Here is a 20289-nt window from a genome sequence, read left to right on the forward strand (position 1 = left end):
GCCTTTGGCGGTACGGTTTGTACCGCCCCTCGTTATTCAGTTTTACATGGAGCAATTATGTCACTCAGTCGGCGTCAGTTTATTCAGGCATCCGGAGTTGCGCTTTGTGCCAGCTCGGTGCCGCTGAGGGCAAACGCGGCAGGGCTGCAGCAACCTTTACCGGTTCCCCCCCTTCTTGAGTCTCGCCGCGGCCAGCCGCTATTCCTGACGTTGCAGCGCGCGCACTGGGCATTTACCGGCGGCGCGAAAGCCCCTGTCTGGGGCTTCAACGGGCGTTATATGGGGCCAACGATTCGCGTCTGGAGCGGTGACGACGTGAAGATGATTTACAGCAACCGTCTGCAGGAAAATGTGGCGATGACCATTGCTGGCCTGCAGGTGCCGGGGCCGCTGATTGGCGGTGCCGCACGCATGATGTCGCCTAACGTGGATTGGGCGCCAGTGCTGCCTATTCGCCAGCGTGCCGCAACGTTGTGGTATCACGCCAATACGCCAAACCGTACCGCAAGGCAGGTTTACAACGGTCTCGCGGGGATGTGGTTGATTGAGGATGAGGTCAGCAAAGCGCTGCCTATTCCTAACCATTACGGCGTCGATGATTTCCCGATCATCATCCAGGATAAACGGCTCGATAACTTCGGTGCGCCAGAGTACCAGGAGCCCGGCAGCGGCGGTTTTGTCGGCGATACGCTGTTGGTTAACGGGGTGCAAAGTCCTTACGTTGAGGTTTCCCGGGGCTGGGTACGCCTGCGTTTGTTAAATGCATCAAACTCGCGCCGCTATCAGCTGCAAATGAGCGATGGCCGCTCGATAGCGGTGATTTCCAGCGACCAGGGGTTCCTGCCTGCGCCGGTCTCCGTCAAGCAGCTGTCGCTGGCGCCCGGCGAGCGTCGGGAAATCCTTATCGACATGACCGAAGGAAAAGAGGTGTCGATCACCGCCGGCGAAGCTGCCGGGATTATGGACCGCATTCGCGGCTTCTTTGAGCCTTCAAGTATTTTGATCTCCACGCTGGTGTTAACGCTCCGCCCAACGGGACTGCTGCCGCTGGTCACCGACACGCTGCCGATGCGCCTGCTGCCGGAAGAGATTATTGGCGGCAACCCAACGCGCAGCCGCGAAATCACGCTCGGCGACGATCCGGGCATTAACGGCCAGCTATGGGATATGAAGCGTATCGATATCCAGACCCAGCAGGGCACCTGGGAGCGCTGGACGGTGCGCGCGGATACGCCGCAGTCTTTCCACATTGAAGGCGTTAGTTTCCTGGTACGTAACGTCAACGGGGCTTCACCCTTCGGCGAAGATCGCGGCTGGAAGGATACCGTCTGGATAGACGGCCAGGTGGAGCTGCTGGTCTACTTCGGGCAGCCGTCATGGGAGCATTTCCCGTTCCTGTACTCCAGCCAGACGCTGGAGCTTGCCGACCGCGGCTCTATCGGTCAGCTGCTGGTTCAGCCGGCGCCGTAGTTTTTTCCTGCGCCAGCCCCTCGCCCTCGGGGGGCTGCTGCGACAGGATTATTGGCGGCGTATATTCATGTTGCTGTCATTAATATCTGCGACAAAAGGAAAAGGAAATCCTTGTTCGCCGGGTCATGCGCTAAGCTTTCCGACGACCTCTTCGCTGAAATGAGAAATGAACATGCCCAGCCCGCTTTACGTTTTTGACCTCGACCACACCCTGATAGACGCCGACTGCAGCACTCTCTGGAGCCGTTTCCTTTCCCGCGAAGGGCTGATAAAAGACCCTGATTATCTGGCCAAAGAGCACAAGCTGATGCTCGACTACCAGCGGGGCGAAATGAACATTCACGAATACGTTGGCGTGACGCTGGCGCCGCTGGCCGGGATGACGATTGCCGATGTAGACGCACTTGTGGCCCGCTGCGTCGAAACCGATGTTCTGCCGAAGGTTTACCCGGAGGCGAAGCGCCTGATTGAGCAATTGCACGCTCAGGGTCAGCAGATGATGATTATCTCTGCGTCCGTCAGCCTGCTGGTGAAGGCCATTGCTCCACGACTGGGTATTAAACACGCGATAGGCATCGACCTGGTGACCGGCAATAACGCGTATACCAGCGTGATAAGCGGCGTGCCGAGCTACCAGAGCGGGAAAATTACCCGCCTGAAGGAGTGGCTGCAGGTGAATCCGGAGTACAGCGGGGAGCTGACGTTTTATACCGACTCGATTAACGATCTACCGCTGTGTCTGGAGGCCGACCGGGTATTGATGGTGAATCCTTGCCAGAAGCTTGCGGCGCAGGGCGCACGCTACGGCTGGCAAACGCTGAGCTGGGCTTTATAGCGTGAGCGGGGAACGGTCAGGACCGCACCCCCGCCTGAGAAGTTACCGTGGAGAGTACAGCGGCACCGGTTTGCCGGTGATATAGCGGCGGCGCAGCCAGGCCGAAATAGCATCCATCGCCATCACCACGCAGACCAGAATCAGCGTGATAAACATCACCACGTCCCAGTTCCACAGCCGCATGTTCTCGGCGTACACCAGGCCTACACCGCCCGCTCCGACAAAGCCCAGCACTGCCGCAGAGCGGGTGTTGGATTCAATCTGATACAGGCTGAGAGAGAGGAACGCCGGGAACGACTGAGTGAAGATCCCGAAGCGGTGCTTCTGAATACCCGCCGCGCCGACGGCGGTTAATCCCCGGCTCGGAGAGCGATCTACCGCCTCATGACCTTCGGCGTACAGCCTGCCCAGCAGCCCGGTATCCTGCATCACAATAGCCAGTACGCCCGCGAGAGGGCCAAGCCCAACTGCGCGGACGAAAATCAGCCCCCAAATAGCCATGTCCACGCCGCGCAGAAGGTCAAACAGGCGGCGTACCAGCAGCGCGACGATTCGCGCTACCGGGCCCTGCATGATATTGCGGGCGGCAAAGAACGACAGCAGCAGCGCCAGCACCGTGGCCGTCAACGTGCCTGCGAAAACGATGGCGAGCGTAATGGCAATTTGTGAGAAGTAATAGGCGAACGGCCAGTTAATAAAATCATGCCAGACAAACATGCGCAGGAAATAGCGTCCCAGCTGAGCCATGCCGTTGAGGATTTGCCCGGCGTCGATGCCGAAGGTGAAGAAGAACCAGATGTAATAGCCAAGGATGGCGGCGCCCAGTAGCCCGATGTGGCGCAGGTAGCGCCCCTGCATGCGGTAGAGATCGCGGTGCTGTTCGCGGCTTTTGGCGATATCCGGTGTTGCCTGCGAAATACTCATTTTTTCCCCTCCAGAACCCAGCGGCGCAGCCTGCCGGACAGAACATCGAGGATGGAAACCACCACGATAATCAGCAGCAGCGTGATGCTGACCTGGTCGTAGCGGTCGAGTTTAATGTTGGTCATCAGCTCCTGGCCTATGCCACCTGCGCCCACGAGGCCGAGAATGGTGGAGGAGCGGAAGTTAATCTCAAAACGCATAAAGCTGTAGGAGAGGAAAATGGGCTTCACCTGCGGCCAAAGGGCAAAGCGAACGCGCTGAAGCGGCGAAGCGCCGCAGGCCACGAGCCCGCGTACCGGTTTGTCAGAGGCGCTTTCTATCGCTTCATAAAACAGCTTGGTCAGGCTGCCAATAGTGTGCAGCGCCAGCGCCAGGAATCCCGGAATGGCGCCGATGCCGAAAGCCATCACGAACATGACCGCCCACGCCAGTTCCGGCATGGTTCTCAGAAAGGCAACCGATGCGCGAACGCCGAAGCGTACGGCTGGGGGCGTCCAGGTATTGCCGGCGGCAAGAAACGCCAGCACGGCGGCTATACAGGTAGAAATCAGCGTTGAAGCCAGCGCCAGCTGCAGAGTTTCCCAGATCAGCGGTAGCTGAATGGGGAGGCGATAGCCCCAGTAGGCCAGCGAACCTTTGGTGTGGACGTCGGCCAGCAGAACCGGCAGGTGCAGCGTCGGCAGGGTTTCGAACATATAGTCGAAGAAGTTTGGCAGAGAGTGCCAGATGGTGGTCAGGCTAAATTCAGCGATATGACCGGCGGTAAGGTAGAGGCCTACCAGCAGCAGGGACCAAATCAGGGTGTCGCGCTTCTGGCGCATTCTGACCTGGTGATAGTAACGCTCAAAATCCGTATTCAACATCATCACTTATTATCCGGTTTGTTTCCGGTGACGGGTCGCCCCGTCCTGATAAAAAAGCACCCTGACAGGCCGCCGGGGTGCGATTTTTATGCGGCGTTGGGCAATTAGCGGGCGCTAACCAGCTCACGCTTCATATCGATGATCTGCTGGAAGTCAGCCACGGATGCCGGGCCGATGTGCTGGGTGCCGCCCATCGCCTTCACGAAGCAGCCGTGGTCTTCTTTATCCAGCTTCTTCACCGCATCCACCACTTTGGCCTTGAAGTCCGCCGGCAGCTTGTTGCTCACCAGGATCGGGCCGTTAGGGATCAGTGGGGAGGTCCAGATGATACGGATCTGCTTCATCAGGTCAGGGTGATCCATACGGATCAGGCGGTTAAATGCGCCGGCGGTATAGCCGTCGTTGTAGTCGCCGACCATCGAGGCCCAGGTCACCGCGCCGGCAAACTGGCCGTTCAGCACGCCCAGAATGTCCTGCTCGTGGCCGCCGGAGAAGGTGACGCTGGAGAAGAAGTTGTTGTATTTGTTGTCCGATGTGCCGCCGAGCTTCTGCTTGAACTCGTGGTTAGGGATCAGATAGCCAGAAGTGGAGTCCGGATCGGCGAAGCCGAAGGATTTACCTTTCAGATCTTCGATGGTTTTGTACGGGCTGTCGGCCTTAACGATCACCACGGAGTGGTAACCGCGAGATTGATCTTTATCGTCAACTGCGATGCCCACGATATCCACCGCTTTTGGATCGTTCATGTACACCGAAGCGTAGGAAGAGGGAGACATGCTCAGCACCAGGTCGACTTTACCGCCGATCAGGCCCTGAATAACGCCAGAGTAGTCAGAAGAGTTACGAAGTTTAGTGTCGACATTCAGCTCTTTATCCATGAACTGCTTCACACACTGGTTGTCACCAATTTGCTGGGTCGCATTCTGTCCGCCGAGGATCCCGAGGTTCAGTTCGCGCGGCTGGTCAGCAGCCATAGCGTGGCCTGCAATCACAAGGCCAGTAATCACTGCAGATAAACGTAATGCGCCAGTCAGTTGCTTTTTCATTATCATTGCCTGTGTTGTATCAATTGGAGAGAGAATTAATGCACTTGATTGATTTCATCGCCGTACAAAAGATGCAGCACGTCGTCCGTTAACATCGACGGGTGGCCGTCAAATACGATATGTCCTTTTGCAACCCCGATAACGCGGGTGCAGTACTCCTTCACCAGCTCGATGGAATGGAGATTGACCATCACGCTGATGCCTTGCTCACCCACTTCGCGCAGCACCTTCATGATGCGCTGGGTATTTTTCGGGTCGAGGGACGCCACCGGCTCATCGGCCAGCAGGATGCCTGGGTTTTGCATCAGCGCGCGGCAAATGGCCACGCGCTGCATCTGTCCGCCGGAAAGGTTCTCGGCGCGCTGCAGGGCATGGGGCAGCATATTCATCCACTCCAGCAGGGAAATCGCGCGGGCGCGGTCTGCCTCAGGGAAGACTTTAAACAGCGACTTCAGCGTGGAGGTCTGGCTCAGGCGGCCCAGCAGCACGTTAGTCAGCACGTCCAGTCTTGGCACCAGGCAGAAGTCCTGAAAGATCATGCCGCACTCGGTGCGCCACTGGTTAAGGGCGCGGCCGCTGAGTTTAGACACATCGTGCGGCATCCCGACTTCCGGAAAGCTGAGGATCTCGCCCGACGTGGCAGAGTGGGTACCGTTAAGAATATGCAGCAGCGTGGATTTACCCGCGCCAGAGCGGCCAATCACGCCAACCAGCTCACCGGCATGCAGGTCGAAGTTAATGTCGTGCAGCACCTTCTGGTGCGCGTTATAGGCCTTACTCAGGTTCTTAACGCTCAGGACCTTACGTCCCGGGGCTGGCGCAAACTGCGGCAGGGACTCCAGGTCGGAGTGGGTGACAACGGCAAGGGATCTGTTCATGACCATTCCAAATGAGTTAGCGAAGCTGGCCCTATTTATCGTGGTGTTGTGTGACTTTTTGATTACGGCTAAAAGAACAAATAATGAACGCCGTGAAAATTCGCTCGTCGATCATCTCGATGAGTTACCGAAGGCGGGGCTGACAGAAGAGTGGCGGGCAGGCGGCTAAAAATGTAAAAAAACCACCTGATGCGCTTTGCACAAGAGGTGGTTGAGTTAGAGCTGAATCAACTAGATGGCAAGGAGGTCGAAGGTGTCCGGGTCTGGCCCCAGGCGTTTATTGCTATCAAGCTTCGCTATTTCAGCCAGCTCTTCTTTATCAAGGCGGAAATCAAACACGTTAAAGTTTTCGGCAATTCGGGCAGGGGTGACCGATTTCGGGATAACCACCAGGCCGCTGTCGAGGTGCCAGCGAATGACGACCTGAGCAGGCGTTTTGCCATATTTGTCCGCTAAATCGCGAATGATTTTCTGATCAAAAACGCCTTCGCCGCCTTGAGCCAGCGGGCTCCAGGACTCCGTCTGGATCTTATGGGTGGCGTTCCACGCGTGAAGCTGGCGCTGCTGCAGCAGAGGATGCAGCTCTATCTGGTTGATCACCGGGCTGACGCCGGTTTCGTCGATCAGGCGCTGAAGATGATTAATATTGAAGTTGCACACCCCGATACTCTTCACCAGCCCCTCTTTTTGCAGCTCAATCAGCCCTTTCCAGGCTTCGAGGTAGTGATCTTTACTCGGCACCGGCCAGTGCAGCAGATAGAGATCGACATAGTCGAGCTGCAGCTTCTCAAGGCTGTCTTCCAGCGCCTGACGAGGACGCTGCTGGTCGCTGTTCCAAAGTTTGGTGGTGATAAACAGATCGTCACGCGCCAGGCCTGCGCTCTTCAGCGCGGCACCCACGCCGTCCTCGTTTTTGTAGGCTGCGGCCGTGTCAATGGAGCGGTAACCCACCTCCAGCGCTTTCTCAATGGCGGCCTTAACCTGGTCGTTACTGGCCTGCCAGACGCCAAGCCCAAGCTGCGGCATTACGTGGCCATCGTGGAGCTTGACTAAGGTTGGATGAGTCATACGTACCTCCTTAATAGTGCGAAAAACACCGGGCAAGCCCGGTGAAAGTTTTTTATTAAGTCTAGTAGAAACTCTGGAAGCCAAAGGTGAGAAGTTCGATTCTCTTAGCGAGCGGCTTCGTAAATGCGGCGGCTGACGTCCAGCGTGATGTCCTGATGTTCACCCAGCGTAGTCATGCCTTTTTCTTCCAGTTTCACCAGCAGAGCAGGGATGGAGCTGCCGTCCAGACCGTAGGCGGACAGGCGGGTAGCGGTGCCCATTTTCTCGAAGAAATTACGCGTTGCTTCGATAGCGGCATCAATACGTTCTTCTTCGCTGCCGGAAGTGATATTCCAGACGCGCTCTGCATACTGCAGCAGTTTGGCGTGCTTCTCTTTACGTTTTTCATTCATCAGAGAAGGCAACACCACGGCCAGCGTTTGGGCGTGATCCAGGCCGTGCATCGCGGTCAGCTCGTGACCCAGCATATGGGTGGCCCAGTCCTGCGGCACGCCGGCACCGATCAGGCCGTTCAGCGCCATAGTTGCCGCCCACATCACGTTGGCGCGGACGTCATAGTTTTCCGGATCTTTCAGCGCTTTCGGGCCGTCTTCGATAAGCGTCAGCAAAATGCCTTCGGCGAAACGGTCCTGAACCTTGGCGTTAACCGGGTAGGTCAAATACTGCTCGATGGTGTGAACGAAAGCGTCCACCACGCCGTTAGCCACCTGTTTAGGCGGCAGGGTATAGGTGTAAACCGGATCCAGAACCGCAAATACAGGCTGCACGAAATCAGACATGAAAGCCTGTTTGTCACCGGTAGAACGGCGGGAAACCACGGCGCCTTTGTTGGACTCTGAGCCGGTTGCCGGCAGCGTCAGCACCGAGCCCATTGGGATCGCGCTTTTTACGTCGTTGCCGCGGGTCAGCAGAATGTTCCAGGGATCGATATCCTGCGGATAGTGAGCCGCAGCGGCGATGAATTTAGTGCCGTCGAGTACGGAGCCGCCGCCGACTGCCAGCAGGAAAGTCACGTTTTCTTTACGCGCAATTTCCACGGCTTTCATCAGCGTTTCGTAAGACGGGTTAGGTTCGATGCCGCCGAACTCCAGCACGTCGAAGCCTTTCAGCGCCTCTTTCACCTGGCCCAGTACGCCGGTTTTAATGACGCTGCCGCCGCCGTAGGTAATCAGGACGCGAGCGTCCGCTGGGATCTGGTCACGCAGTTCTGCCAGGGAGCCTTTACCAAACAGGATGCGGGTAGGAGTATGAAGATTGAAATTATTCATGAGGGTTTTCCCGTTCGTTATTAGATGAGTCACATTGCTAAATCTGATGACGTCTATTGTGGTCCGCCACCCTGTCTCTCTCAATGCATATTCCTGCCTTTATCTTGCCTGTTTCTCCAAACGACTGGAGAAATCAGAGGATTCGTCGCACACTGGCGGCCGGATTAAAAGCGCCGTGGAGACGTAAGCATGAACCGCCAGGCTATCTGCCATGAGCTGACGGGTAAAATCAATCAGCTGATTTTAAAAGAAAAGAGTGGTGAATTTTTTGATGGCGTGCGGCTGCTGTACGGCACCAGGCCGCTGGCACGCACCCCGGTAATGTACGATCCGGGCATTGTTTTTCTCTTTTCGGGCCATAAAACGGGTTATCTCAACGACCGCGTATTCCGCTACGACGCTAACGAATACCTGCTTCTGACGGTGCCGTTGCCCTTTGAATGTGAGACGTTTGCGACCCCTGACGTACCGCTTGCCGGGATGCGCGTTAAGGTGGATATCCAGCAGCTGCAGGATTTGCTGATGGACATCGGCGAGGATGACCTCTTCCGCCCGCACTCCTGCACCGATGGGATCAACTCCGCCGAACTGTCGGAAGAGATTCTCTGCGCCACCGAGCGGCTGCTGGACGTCCTGGATCGTCCTCTTGATGCCAGAGTGCTGGGTAAACAGATTATCCGCGAGATCCTCTACCACGTGCTGACGGGGCCAAGCGGCGGCGCGCTGTTGGCGCTGGTTAGCCGTCAGACTCATTTTAGCCTCATCAGCCGGGTGCTGCGTCGTATTGAAAATCAGTACACCGAGAACCTGTCGGTGGACCAGCTGGCGGCCGAGGCCAACATGAGCGTTTCGGCGTTCCACCATAACTTTAAGTCGGTGACCAGCACCTCGCCGCTGCAGTACCTGAAAAGCTATCGCCTGCATAAGGCAAGAATGTTAATGCTGCATGACGGGATGAAGGCAAGCGCGGCCGCCATTCGCGTGGGCTACGAAAGCGCTTCTCAGTTTAGCCGGGAGTTTAAGCGCTACTTTGGCGTCACGCCGGGGGAAGATATGGCGCGGATGCGGGTTATCTAAGCGGGCGAAGAGCGAATAAACCTGTCTTATCCGCTCTGACTGAGTTAGCGGCGATTATGCGGCGCTAACTTTTTTTTTCAGCACCACAAACAGCGTGCCGACGAGGCCGAAAACCAGCAGGGCAATCGGCAGGATCATCAGGAAGGTCATCACCTGATCTTCATGACGCTTAACAAAGGGGATCATGCTGAGCGCGTAGCCCATGCTGATAACCACGCCCACCCACAGCAGCCCGCTAAGCCAGTTAAAGAACTGAAAACGGCGGTTGCTGAGGCCGGATATTCCCGCCATGGTTGGCAGCAGCGTACGAACAAAGGCCAGGAAGCGGCCGGCGAGAAGCGCCAGCAGACCATGACGTTCAAACATCTGGGTGGCGCGCTGGTGGTACTGAGTCGGCAGCTGCTTAAGCCAGCCTTTCACGGTGCGGGTGTTGCCGAGCCAGCGGCCTTGCAGATAGCTTAACCAGCAGCCGAGGCTCGCGGCGATGGTTAAAATCACCAGCGTCGGCACAAAGCCCATCACCCCTTTCGCGATAAGCGCGCCTGCGAGCAGCAGCAGGCTATCTCCCGGTAAAAACGACGCGGGAAGCAATCCATTTTCCAGAAATAACGTCGCAAACATGACGCAATAGACAACGCCAATGACGTGTGGGTCGGCAAGCGCGGCAAAATCGTGGTGCCAAAGTGCCTCAACAATATTTTGTATAACAGCCATGGGTATTCCTGTGGAACCGCTTATTGAGTTCGCCCTGATTGTTGCAGCCGCAACTTAGGTTCACCTTAATTTCTACACATTGTACCGCTAAAATGTCTATGACGCTTTGATCACAGGCTCAACAAAACGTCGATGATGGCAAAAAAGCGCCACGACAGGCGCTAAACGGACATTTCAGGCAATGCGCTGGAAACCTGCATCCAGATCGGCAATCAGATCGTCCACGTTCTCCAGGCCGATATGAAGGCGAACCAGGGTGCCGCTGAAGTCAACGCCGCCGGCGGGGCGGATCCCGGCCAGCTCATCAGGCTGATTAGCGAGAATAAGCGATTCATAGCCGCCCCAGGAATAGGCCATGCTGAAATACTCGAAATGATTGAGGTACTGTTCATACTCCGCATCGCTGAGCCGTTTTTTCAGGACAAACGAGAACAGCCCGCTGCTGCCCGTAAAGTCACGTTTCCAGAATTCATGTCCTTTACTGCCGGGAAGCGCCGGATGGTTCACTCGCTCTACCTGCGGATGACGGGCCAGCCATTCCGCTACTTTCAGGCTGCTTTCGTGATGCTGGCGCAGGCGAACGCCCAGCGTGCGAAGGCCACGGCTGGTCATATAAGCGGTGTCTGCATCCAGCATCTGTCCCATCAGATAGGCGTTTTCCCGCAGCTGCTCCCAGCACCGTGCATTGGAGACCGCGGTACCGACCATGGCATCCGAGTGGCCAATCAAATATTTGGTGCCCGCCTGAATGGAAATATCGATACCGAACGTCAGCGCCTTAAACAGCACGCCCGCCGCCCAGGTGTTGTCGATCATAATGATAGCGTCGGGGGCTTTTCGCCTTACCGCTGCGACAATAGCCGGTATATCGTGGACTTCCATGGTGATTGAGCCGGGCGACTCCAGGAAAACGACTCTGGTGTTGGGCTGAATCAGGTCGGCAATCCCGGCGCCGATATCCGGCGCAAACCAGCTGGTGCTGACCCCAAGTTTTGAGAGAATTTTGGTACAGAAGTCCTGGGTGGGCTCGTAGGCGGTTTCGGTGACCAGAACGTGATCGCCCTGCTCAACAAAAGCCAGAATCGTATTGGCGACCGCCGCGGCTCCGCAGGGGAAGAGGGCGCAGCCGGCGCCGCCTTCCAGCTCGCACATCGCTTCCTGCAAAGAGAAATGGGTCAGCGTGCCGCGACGGCCGTAGAACAGCTCGCCTTTGGCGCGATTGGCGGTGGCCTGTTTTTTGGCCTCAACGCTTTCAAAGACCAGGGAGGAGGCGCGCTGGATGACGCTGTTCACTGAGCCCTGGGTAAACTTCTTGCTGCGCCCGGCGTTCACCAGCGCCGTGTCGATGTGTTTTTCCGCCATGTTCACTTCCCCGTCTAACCATCTGGATGTCTGGACGTAAATTAACACAAAATGCGCAAAGGGCATCATGGCGTTTTTTCAGGATGGTGAAAAAGTCGACGCGAAGCTTTTCCTGCGTAAGCGCAAGGAATGGTTCAAAAATTTCTGGCACTCTGCAAATACTAATGAGAACGACTATCAATTCGATAGTTTTTTGATATATTAGTCTCAGTTTTGACATTTATTTCTCGCTGGAGCGTAAGACGTGACGAGTAATCTGATGCAGACGGATCTGTCCGTTTGGGGCATGTATCAGCATGCTGACATCGTAGTTAAGATCGTGATGATTGGCCTGATTCTGGCCTCCGTTGTCACCTGGGCCATCTTTTTCAGTAAGAGCGTTGAGCTGCTCACCCAGAAACGTCGCCTCAAGCGCGAGCAGCAGCAGCTGGCGAACGTCCGCTCGCTCAATGAAGCGAGCAGCGTGGCGGAAGCGTTCAACGGTAAAAGCCTCAGCACGCTGTTAATTAATGAAGCTCAGAATGAACTGGAACTCTCGGCCGGCGTTGAGGACAACGAAGGTATCAAAGATCGTACCGGCTTCCGTCTGGAACGTCGTGTGGCCGCCGTTGGTCGCCATATGGGACGTGGAAACGGCTTTCTGGCCACCATCGGTGCGATTTCGCCGTTTGTCGGCCTGTTCGGTACCGTCTGGGGCATCATGAACAGCTTTATCGGCATCGCACAGTCGCAGACGACTAACCTGGCGGTCGTGGCTCCCGGTATCGCAGAGGCGCTGCTGGCTACGGCGATTGGCCTGGTGGCGGCAATTCCGGCGGTGGTTATCTATAACATCTTCGCGCGTATGATTGGCAGCTACAAAGCCTCTCTTAGCGACGTGGCGGCTCAGGTACTGCTGCTGCAAAGCCGCGATCTCGATCTGGACGGCACAGCTCAGCCGCGTCCGGTGCGAAATACTCAGCAACTGCGTGTAGGTTAATGCCCCATGGCGATGCGTCTGAACGAAAACCTCGATGACAACGGTGAAATGCACGAGATCAACGTTACGCCGTTTATCGACGTGATGTTGGTTCTGCTGATCATCTTTATGGTGGCGGCGCCGCTGGCAACGGTGGACGTGAAGGTTAACCTTCCGGCCTCCAGCAGCGAGCCGCAGCCACGCCCTGAGAAGCCGGTTTACCTGTCGGTAAAAGCAGACCACTCGATGTTTATCGGTAATGATCCGGTGACCAAAGAGTCGATGGTTAGCTCGCTGATTGCCGCGACCGAAGGGAAAAAAGACACCACCATTTTCTTCCGTGCTGACAAAAACGGTGGATTATGAAACGCTGATGGACGTGATGGATACGCTGCACCAGGCAGGGTATCTGAAGATTGGCCTGGTAGGCCAGGAAGTCACGAAAGCGAAGTAAGAGGGGCTGACCCTCGCCCCGGCCCTCTCCCTCCAGGGAGAGGGTGAAAACGACCCACCACACTTACAGCGTTGAACTCTTCCACGTCTTCTCGGCTAAACCACGCGTTATCGACAGCGTCTCAGTTTCATGCTCTTTCAGACGCTGATAATGCCCCTCCAGCCGCCTGAGGATCTGCTCTTTAAGTTTGGGATGAGTATTGAGGATCTCTTCCAGCACCGCGCCGTACACCTCTTCCTTCGTCCGCCACGGGTAAATCTCACGGCGATGCATCCATTTCAGGTCGATCAGCGCCGAAGTAATATCCGTCACTTCCTGCGTATTGCGGGTAATATTTTCATTTTTAAGCCGAACCAGAATAGCTATGTTTTTACTTAACGTAAATTCATGGTCTTTATTCTCGTTGCTGCTGAGTGACGCTGGCTGGTTTATTACAGATTCTGTCACAGCACTACTCCTCGATTGAATAGCATAACGGCCAGGGTTTTTCTTGAGTCATTTGATTAACCCAAATTTCCTGCCCCTGACTACTCACCCAGGCGGTTTTATCTTCGATAAGCATCTGTAAATCGGCGGCACTAATAAGTTCTTTTTCAACCAGTTCAGCCATCAGGTCATGCAACGCTTCTATCCTGACCGCGCACAGCAAACGCTCTTTAATATGACGATCGGTTTCTTCAAGCAGGCGGTTTTTGGCCTGTCCGGCATAATGACTGCCGCTGAGAATGTTTTTTTCCAGCGTTAAAATTTTATCCTGAACGATGTCCGGCGTGGTACTATTTTCAGCCTCTGCAGGGAGGGTTGACGGTGCAACAACGGGGTAGCGCCGTGGTAAGAAGTGTTCAGGCAACATCGAATGTGATCCTTTGATATCGGTTCAATATTCAGGTTCAGAGATTCTCGATATGATGCCTCAATTCTAAAATGAAAAAAACAGGAGTTTTTTATGCACAGCATATTTTATTCTATTGTCACCATTTTGATTTTGTTATGCGCCGTGCTGGTAATGCGCAAGGAATTTTCTACCTCAAATAATAAAAAACATCGTGCGCCTGGTGAAATACAGCCGGTGACCACCGATGAAGAGCGCGAAGATTATTTCGGTATGCTGATGTCGAAAATTACCCCCAGCTATTATTGGCGTGTTAATAGTGAGTATATCGACTTCACCCATGCCACGATTAAGAAAATGCGTATTGATGAGCTGACCTCGCAGCCTGTTTTATTTAGTGCCCAACGTCGCTGCAGCGATTTAAATTCAGCGGTCTATAAATATTACGATAATATTAAAAAGCGCTGTGCCGAAGGTGAACAGGTTCCGATGACGGATATTGAAGTGCTCAACCTGCGTCAGTGTTTTAATGAATTTAGCCGGGAGGCTTATCCCACTCTGGTGGCGCTGGTTTGGCCGCAGTATCAGCGGCCCGAGCTCGACCTGGGTAGCCTCGACAAGTTTTCCCGTAGCGCAAAAGAGTAAAGACTCAGCCCCTGCCAGGCAGGGGCCGATGCGTTTATTTATCCGATGAAGCCTGCCACAGATTCAGCTCGCCATCGGCGACGTGACGGTCAATTCTCTCCAGCTCATCCGCCGTAAAGTTCAGATTATCCAGCGCCTTAACATTCTCTTTTAGCTGCTCCGGACGGCTTGCTCCTATCAGGACCGAGGTCACTCGCTCATCTTTCAGCAGCCAGCTCAGCGCCATTTGCGCCATCGTCTGACCGCGCTGCTGCGCCATCTCATTAAGCAGACGCAGGCTGCTCAGGTTGGCCTCGGTGAGCATCTTTTCATTCAGCCCGCGGATTTTGTTGCCCTCGACCTGCATCCTCGAACCTTCCGGGATGCCGTTCAGATATTTTCCGGTCAGCAGACCCTGCGCCAGCGGCGTAAAGGCAATACAGCCGCTGCCGTTTTGCTTCAGGGTGTCCAGCAGACCGCTTTTATCGACCCAGCGGTTAAGCAGGTTATAGGAGGGCTGGTGGATCAGCAGCGGAATTTTCCACTGCCGCAGCAGATCGGCCATTTTTTGCGTACGTTCGGAAGAGTAGGAGGAGATCCCGACGTAAAGCGCTTTACCGCTTTGTACCGCATGGGCCAGCGCGCCGGCGGTCTCTTCCATCGGCGTTTTTTCATCCACGCGGTGGGAATAGAAGATATCAACGTACTCCAGCCCCATACGCTTCAGGCTTTGATCCAGGCTTGCCAGCAGATACTTGCGTGAACCGCCGGAGCCGTAAGGACCTGGCCACATATCGTAGCCTGCCTTGGTGGCGATAATCAGCTCATCGCGATAGCCGCTAAAATCCTGCTTCAGCAGGCGGCCAAAGTTCTCTTCCGCCGAGCCTGGAGGTGGCCCATAGTTGTTTCGCCAGATCAAAATGGGTGATGCCCAGATCGAACGCAGTGCGCAGCAGTTCACGCTGTGACTCCAGCGAACTGACGCCGCCAAAGCTGTGCCACAGGCCGAGGGAGAGGGCGGGCAGCTGCAGGCCGCTCTGGCCGCAGTAGCGATACTGCATAGTTTGGTAACGTGACGGGCTGGCCTCGTAGGGCATGATATCTCCTTAGGGTAAGAGTTATTTTTGAAACGCTGTTTCCATCTTAACCCTGCAGAGCGATTCGGCAATCTGAAAATCAGGCTTCCGGCGAAAGTGTGCTGTGCGGCGTTCCCCGGTAATAGGCGAGGGCGACCATCAGCGACTGCACGAGGCAAAGCGTGGCCGACTGGGAGCGGAAGGCGTCAACCTGCGCCTCTTTCACCACGAAACAGAGATCGCTAAAGGTGGCAAACGGGCTGATTTGGCTGTCGGTAATAACAATCTGACGGGCGCCGGCCTGCGCGGCTATCTCGCTGACCATCAGCGTCTCCTCGGCGTAAGGTGAGAAACTTATCGACACCACAATATCTTTCGCTTTCACCCGATTGACCTGCTCACGCAGCATGCCGCCTAGCCCGTCGAGCAGCACGGCACGACAATCCAGATGGCTCAGCGCGTAGGTCAGATAGGCCGCTACGCTGAAGGAGCGACGCAGGCCGACAACGTAGATCGTGTCCGCATCGGCGAGCAGCTCAACCGCTCGCTGAAGCTGCTCCGGTTCGGTGCGCGCAGCCAGCTGCTGCAGCGCCTGGGCGTTTGAGCGGGCAAACTCCTGCAATATATCCAGCGGCGTTTCCGGAACAACTTCGCTGCCCAGCTCGCGGAACAGCCTCGCCCGATCGGTGTAGCTTGCCGTCTCTTCCACCAGGTTCATACGGAACAGCTGTTTCATCTCATTAAAGCCGCTGAAATCAAAGGCGTTGGCAAAGCGAATCAGCGTCGAGGGCGGTACCTCCGCCCGCTCCGCAATGGCGGCGACGGTATCAAATGCCACGCTGTTGGTGTTATCCAGCACGTAGCGGGAAACCTGCTGCAGTCTTTTGCTCAGGTCGTCGTAGCGGTCGCGGATCTGCTGCTGGAGTTCGCTTAGGGTCGTTGCCGTGGTCAATTTGCCATCCTCAAAAGTGTTCGCTGAAACATATTTAAACGCAGTCCCGGGAAAAATGAAACAGATGCACCAAAAGCGGACGGGGCTGAAATGCCTCCCACTTCTCAGTCTTTGTACATCGCGCTTCGCATTAACATAAAAACGGAGTGTTGATCACAATAATCAACATTTATTTTATTTCAACTTAAAATGGAATGTTTGTTTCATATACAGTGTTCGGGAGACAACCTAACTGCAAGAGGCCAGAGATGGAGACGGTAGCGAATTTTATCCACGGTGAATGCGTCGCGGGCGAAGGCCAGCGCGTGCAGGCGATCTTCAACCCGGCAACCGGCGAGCAGATTCGCCAGGTCACCATGAGCACGGTCAGGCAGACGGAGCAGGCTATCGCCGCCGCTCAGCAGGCGTTTCCGGGCTGGGCCCGCCAGTCTCCGCTTAAGCGCGCTCGCGTGATGTTCCGCTTTAAAAGCCTGCTTGAGGAACATATGGACAGCCTGGCGAGGCTTATCAGCGAAGAGCACGGCAAAGTCTATTCAGATGCCGTCGGCGAGCTGACCCGCGGCCTTGAGGTGGTGGAGTTCGCCTGCGGCATACCGCATCTGCAAAAGGGCGAGCATTCGGCCAAACGTGGGAACGGGCGTTGACAGCCATTCGCTGATGCAGCCGCTTGGCGTCTGCGCGGGGATCACCCCGTTTAACTTCCCGGCCATGGTGCCAATGTGGATGTTCCCTATTGCGCTGGTGACCGGCAATACCTTCGTTCTGAAACCGTCTGAGAAAGATCCTTCGCTTTCGCTGCGCTTGGCCCAGCTGTTGAAAGAGGCAGGGCTGCCGGACGGCGTATTTAACGTGGTGCAGGGCGATAAAGAGGCCGTGGGCGTGCTGCTGACCGACCCAAGAGTTCAGGCCGTTAGCTTTGTCGGTTCGACGCCGATCGCCGAGTACATCTATCAGACTGCCTCTGCCCACGGTAAGCGTTGCCAGGCGCTGGGCGGGGCGAAAAATCACTGCATTTTAATGCCGGATGCCGATCTGGAAATGGCGACCAACGCCATCATGGGAGCTGCTTTTGGTGCCGCGGGAGAACGCTGCATGGCGCTTTCGGTCGTTGTCGCCGTGGGTGATGAAACCGCCGACGCGCTTTGTGCGGGGCTAGAAAAACAGCTCGCTACGCTGCGCGTTGGGCCAGGGTTGGGGCATGAGCCTGAAAATGACATGGGGCCGCTGATCTCTGCGCCACACCGCGCCAAAGTGCTGGGCTATATTGATAGCGGAGAGCAGCAGGGGGCTACGCTGCGCGTTGACGGCCGTGGCCTCAGGCTGGCGGGCAACGAAGGCGGTTATTTCGTTGGACCCACGCTGTTCGACCACGTCACGCCTGAGATGACCATCTATAAAGAAGAGATCTTTGGCCCGGTGCTGTGCGTGGTGCGCGTGCCGGATTACGCCAGCGCCCTGGCGCTGATTAACAAACACGAATACGGCAACGGCACGGCGATTTTCACTCGCGACGGCGGTACCGCAAGGCGCTTTAGCGAGGAGGTTCAGGCAGGAATGGTCGGCGTGAACGTCCCGATCCCGGTGCCGATGGCGTTCCACAGCTTCGGCGGCTGGAAACGCTCGATCTTCGGGCCGCTTAACGTCCACGGCAGCGACGGCGTGCGTTTCTATACGCGGATGAAAACCGTTACCGCCCGCTGGCCGGAAACCAGCCATCAGCAGGGTTCCGCTTTCTCGATGCCGACGCTCGGCTAAGGGAGGAGAGATGACAACACAACGCATGACCATGGCGCAGGCGCTGATCAGGTTTTTAAACCAGCAGTACGTTGAAATCGACGGGCAGGAGCAGCCCTTTATTGAAGGCGTAATGACTATTTTCGGCCACGGAAACGTGCTCGGCCTTGGGCAGGCGCTGGAGGAAGAACCCGGTCATCTGAAGGTGCATCAGGGCTGCAACGAGCAGGGAATGGCGCATATCGCCACCGGATTTGCTAAACAGCACCGGCGGCAGCGAATTTATGCCGTGACCTCTTCTGTCGGGCCGGGTGCGGCAAATATGGTGACCGCCGCCGCGACGGCGACCGCCAACCGCATTCCTCTCCTGCTGCTGCCCGGAGACATCTATGCCAGCCGGCAGCCGGACCCGGTGCTCCAGCAAATTGAGCAATTTCACGACCTGAGCATCAGCACCAACGACTGTTTCCGCCCGGTTTCCCGCTACTGGGACAGGATTAACCGCCCGGAGCAGCTGATGAGCGCCATGATTAGCGCTATGCGAGTACTCACTAACCCTGCGGACACAGGCGCGGTGACGATTTGCCTGCCGCAGGATGTGCAGGGGGAAGCCTGGGATTACCCGCAAAGCTTCTTTGACAAGCGAGTACACTCCATTGAGCGTCGCCCGCCGGATGAAGGCCGTCTGCAGGCGGCGCTTAAACTGATTTCATCCAGCCGCCGCCCGCTGGTCATCTGCGGCGGCGGGGTGCGTTACTCCGCCGCGCATCAGGCCTTTCAGGGTTTTGTTGAACGCTTCGGGCTGCCGTTTGCCGAAACGCAGGCCGGCAAAGGCGCGATTGTAAGCGAGCACTCACTTAATCTCGGCGGCCTGGGCGTCACCGGCGGCCTGGCGGCTAACCTGCTTGCGCCGCAGGCCGATTTAGTCATCGGCATCGGCACAAGGCTGACCGACTTTACCACTGCCTCCAAATCGCTGTTCTCTCCTGGTGCCGAATTCCTGCTGCTTAACGCCGCTGAATTCGATGCCCTGAAGCTGGACGCCACGCCGCTGGTCGCCGATGCCAGGGTTGGGCTTGAGCAGCTGACGTCGGCGTTGGATAAGGCGGGCTATCGCTCGGCCTGGCAGGATGAAGCCGCTAAGGCTAAAGCAGTCTGGCATGACGAGTGCCAGCGACTTTTGACGAGAAGCTGGCAGCCAGGGGATGCCCCGGAGGTTGCAGGTCACCTTGATGAGGCGCTTCAGGAATATAGCCGCGCGTTAGGCACGTCGTTAACGCAAACCCGTGTGCTGGGCCTGATAAATCAGCATATTGAGGATGACGCCATAGTTGTGGGCGCGGCGGGCTCTCTGCCGGGGGATTTGCAGCGCCTGTGGCAGGTAAAAACGCCGGACAGCTACCATCTGGAATACGGTTATTCCTGTATGGGCTACGAGATAGCCGCTGCGGTAGGGGCTAAGCTCGCCAGGCCGCAGCAGCCGGTGTATGCGATGGTGGGCGACGGCTCTTACCTGATGCTGCATTCCGAGCTGCAAACCGCCGTTCAGGAAGGGATAAAAATCACCATTTTGCTGTTTGATAACGCCGGGTTCGGCTGCATCAATAACCTGCAAATGGGGCACGGGATGGGGAGCTTTGGCACCGAGAATCGCCACCGCAGCCCGAAAAGCGGCAGGCTTGACGGCCCGCTGGTGAAGGTGGATTTTGCCCGGAATGCCGAAAGCTACGGCTGTAAGGCCTGGCGCGTCAATAGCGAGCCTGAACTGCTCGCCGCGCTGGAGGCATCCCGTCGGGAGCCGGGGCCGACGCTGCTGGATATCAAAGTGCTGCCTAAAACCATGACGCACGACTACGAAGCCTGGTGGCGCACCGGAGACGCTCAGGTTTCGCGCTCGGGCGCCGTGGCGGATGCCGCCGCGCAGACCGCGGCAAGGCTCAAAAACGCTCGTCAGTATTAATCCCTTAGCATTCCGCCAGGTCATCCGGCGGAATGTTCGTTTCATTTTCTCTTTGTTTTTGTGCGCCGCCATAACCTGGATGCGCACCTCCTCCCAGGACCCCTCTCTGACTGGGCATTAATTCACCCGACGTTGTGATTTTGCTAGCAAAATGCAGCCGATAAATCATCAAAATGTTAACCTCTGCGCAAAAA

Annotated in this window: 18 protein-coding genes and 3 pseudogenes; 9 read left to right on the plus strand and 12 right to left on the minus strand. The window is 56.3% G+C overall.

Annotation, left to right across the window (positions count from 1 at the left end):
- Window positions 1-57: 57 nt before the first annotated feature.
- Window positions 58-1470 carry a cell division protein FtsP gene (gene ftsP, locus EL098_RS02655; RefSeq protein ID WP_126354535.1) on the plus strand — a complete coding sequence of 471 codons (1413 nt, stop codon included), beginning with the start codon at window positions 58-60 and terminating at the stop codon, window positions 1468-1470.
- Between the two features lie 172 nt (window positions 1471-1642).
- Complete coding sequence (locus EL098_RS02660) at window positions 1643-2305, plus strand: HAD family hydrolase (protein WP_126358339.1); 663 nt, start codon at window positions 1643-1645, stop codon at window positions 2303-2305.
- 42 nt (window positions 2306-2347) lie between these two features.
- On the opposite strand, the gene phnE (EL098_RS02665) is transcribed toward EL098_RS02660, so the two are convergent.
- From phnE (EL098_RS02665) to phnC, 4 genes are all read right to left on the minus strand, one after another.
- Window positions 2348-3229, minus strand: coding sequence for a phosphonate ABC transporter, permease protein PhnE (gene phnE, locus EL098_RS02665; protein ID WP_126354536.1), 882 nt, complete (start codon window positions 3227-3229; stop codon window positions 2348-2350).
- The gene (gene phnE, locus EL098_RS02670) at window positions 3226-4095 is read right to left on the minus strand and encodes a phosphonate ABC transporter, permease protein PhnE (protein ID WP_408609095.1); all 870 of its coding nucleotides are present in this window, start codon (window positions 4093-4095) and stop codon (window positions 3226-3228) included. Before phnE (EL098_RS02670) ends, phnE (EL098_RS02665) begins: the two co-directional genes overlap by 4 nt.
- Before the next feature lie 101 nt (window positions 4096-4196).
- Window positions 4197-5138, minus strand: a complete 942-nt coding sequence (phnD, locus tag EL098_RS02675; protein WP_126354538.1) for a phosphonate ABC transporter substrate-binding protein — start codon at window positions 5136-5138, stop codon at window positions 4197-4199.
- Window positions 5139-5173: 35 nt separating this feature from the next.
- Window positions 5174-6016, minus strand: a complete 843-nt coding sequence (gene phnC / locus EL098_RS02680; RefSeq protein ID WP_126354539.1) for a phosphonate ABC transporter ATP-binding protein — start codon at window positions 6014-6016, stop codon at window positions 5174-5176.
- On the opposite strand from phnC, the gene EL098_RS23135 reads away from it, so the two are divergent.
- On the plus strand, window positions 6015-6185 hold the full coding sequence (locus tag EL098_RS23135) for a hypothetical protein (RefSeq protein ID WP_164716760.1): 171 nt from the start codon (window positions 6015-6017) through the stop codon (window positions 6183-6185). The two genes, phnC and EL098_RS23135, sit on opposite strands and share 2 nt — an antisense overlap.
- A gap of 62 nt (window positions 6186-6247) precedes the next feature.
- Here EL098_RS23135 and dkgA read toward each other — a convergent pair whose 3' ends face one another.
- Both dkgA and yqhD read right to left on the minus strand, forming a co-directional pair.
- A complete protein-coding gene (gene dkgA, locus EL098_RS02685) occupies window positions 6248-7084 on the minus strand; it encodes a 2,5-didehydrogluconate reductase DkgA (RefSeq protein ID WP_126354540.1) in 837 nt (278 codons plus the stop codon).
- A gap of 104 nt (window positions 7085-7188) precedes the next feature.
- On the minus strand, window positions 7189-8352 hold the full coding sequence (gene yqhD / locus EL098_RS02690) for an alcohol dehydrogenase (RefSeq protein WP_126354541.1): 1164 nt from the start codon (window positions 8350-8352) through the stop codon (window positions 7189-7191).
- 189 nt (window positions 8353-8541) lie between these two features.
- Between yqhD and EL098_RS02695 the strand changes: the two genes are divergently transcribed.
- Window positions 8542-9429 carry an AraC family transcriptional regulator gene (locus tag EL098_RS02695; protein ID WP_126354542.1) on the plus strand — a complete coding sequence of 296 codons (888 nt, stop codon included), beginning with the start codon at window positions 8542-8544 and terminating at the stop codon, window positions 9427-9429.
- A gap of 54 nt (window positions 9430-9483) precedes the next feature.
- Here the strand turns inward: EL098_RS02695 and yghB are convergent, their stop codons facing one another.
- Together yghB and metC are read right to left on the minus strand one after the other, a co-directional pair.
- Window positions 9484-10143 carry a DedA family general envelope maintenance protein YghB gene (yghB, locus tag EL098_RS02700; protein WP_126354544.1) on the minus strand — a complete coding sequence of 220 codons (660 nt, stop codon included), beginning with the start codon at window positions 10141-10143 and terminating at the stop codon, window positions 9484-9486.
- Window positions 10144-10317: 174 nt separating this feature from the next.
- A complete protein-coding gene (gene metC, locus EL098_RS02705) occupies window positions 10318-11505 on the minus strand; it encodes a cystathionine beta-lyase (RefSeq protein WP_126354546.1) in 1188 nt (395 codons plus the stop codon).
- Between the two features lie 244 nt (window positions 11506-11749).
- On the opposite strand from metC, the gene exbB reads away from it, so the two are divergent.
- Together exbB and exbD are read left to right on the plus strand one after the other, a co-directional pair.
- The gene (gene exbB / locus EL098_RS02710; protein ID WP_126354548.1) at window positions 11750-12484 is read left to right on the plus strand and encodes a tol-pal system-associated acyl-CoA thioesterase; all 735 of its coding nucleotides are present in this window, start codon (window positions 11750-11752) and stop codon (window positions 12482-12484) included.
- A gap of 6 nt (window positions 12485-12490) precedes the next feature.
- Window positions 12491-12917 (plus strand): annotated as a pseudogene (gene exbD / locus EL098_RS02715) (TonB system transport protein ExbD).
- A 63-nt stretch (window positions 12918-12980) separates the two neighbouring features.
- Here exbD and EL098_RS02720 read toward each other — a convergent pair.
- Together EL098_RS02720 and EL098_RS02725 are read right to left on the minus strand one after the other, a co-directional pair.
- Window positions 12981-13364, minus strand: a complete 384-nt coding sequence (locus EL098_RS02720; protein ID WP_126354550.1) for a cytoplasmic protein — start codon at window positions 13362-13364, stop codon at window positions 12981-12983.
- A gap of 4 nt (window positions 13365-13368) precedes the next feature.
- Window positions 13369-13770 carry a hypothetical protein gene (locus EL098_RS02725; RefSeq protein ID WP_126354552.1) on the minus strand — a complete coding sequence of 134 codons (402 nt, stop codon included), beginning with the start codon at window positions 13768-13770 and terminating at the stop codon, window positions 13369-13371.
- Between the two features lie 93 nt (window positions 13771-13863).
- Between EL098_RS02725 and EL098_RS02730 the strand changes: the two genes are divergently transcribed.
- The gene (locus EL098_RS02730; RefSeq protein ID WP_126354554.1) at window positions 13864-14394 is read left to right on the plus strand and encodes an ESA_00282 family adhesion-associated protein; all 531 of its coding nucleotides are present in this window, start codon (window positions 13864-13866) and stop codon (window positions 14392-14394) included.
- 34 nt (window positions 14395-14428) lie between these two features.
- Here the strand turns inward: EL098_RS02730 and mgrA are convergent.
- Both mgrA and EL098_RS02740 read right to left on the minus strand, forming a co-directional pair.
- Window positions 14429-15470, minus strand: a pseudogene (gene mgrA / locus EL098_RS02735) (L-glyceraldehyde 3-phosphate reductase).
- 79 nt (window positions 15471-15549) lie between these two features.
- Entirely contained in the window at window positions 15550-16401 is an 852-nt protein-coding gene (locus EL098_RS02740) for a MurR/RpiR family transcriptional regulator (protein ID WP_126354556.1), read from the minus strand.
- Window positions 16402-16649: 248 nt separating this feature from the next.
- On the opposite strand from EL098_RS02740, the pseudogene EL098_RS02745 reads away from it, so the two are divergent.
- Both EL098_RS02745 and iolD read left to right on the plus strand, forming a co-directional pair.
- Window positions 16650-18156, plus strand: a pseudogene (locus tag EL098_RS02745) (CoA-acylating methylmalonate-semialdehyde dehydrogenase).
- Between the two features lie 10 nt (window positions 18157-18166).
- Window positions 18167-20095 carry a 3D-(3,5/4)-trihydroxycyclohexane-1,2-dione acylhydrolase (decyclizing) gene (gene iolD, locus EL098_RS02750; RefSeq protein ID WP_126354558.1) on the plus strand — a complete coding sequence of 643 codons (1929 nt, stop codon included), beginning with the start codon at window positions 18167-18169 and terminating at the stop codon, window positions 20093-20095.
- Window positions 20096-20289 lie beyond the last annotated feature (194 nt).

The organism is Cedecea lapagei, assembly GCF_900635955.1.
Classification (GTDB): domain Bacteria; phylum Pseudomonadota; class Gammaproteobacteria; order Enterobacterales; family Enterobacteriaceae; genus Cedecea; species Cedecea lapagei.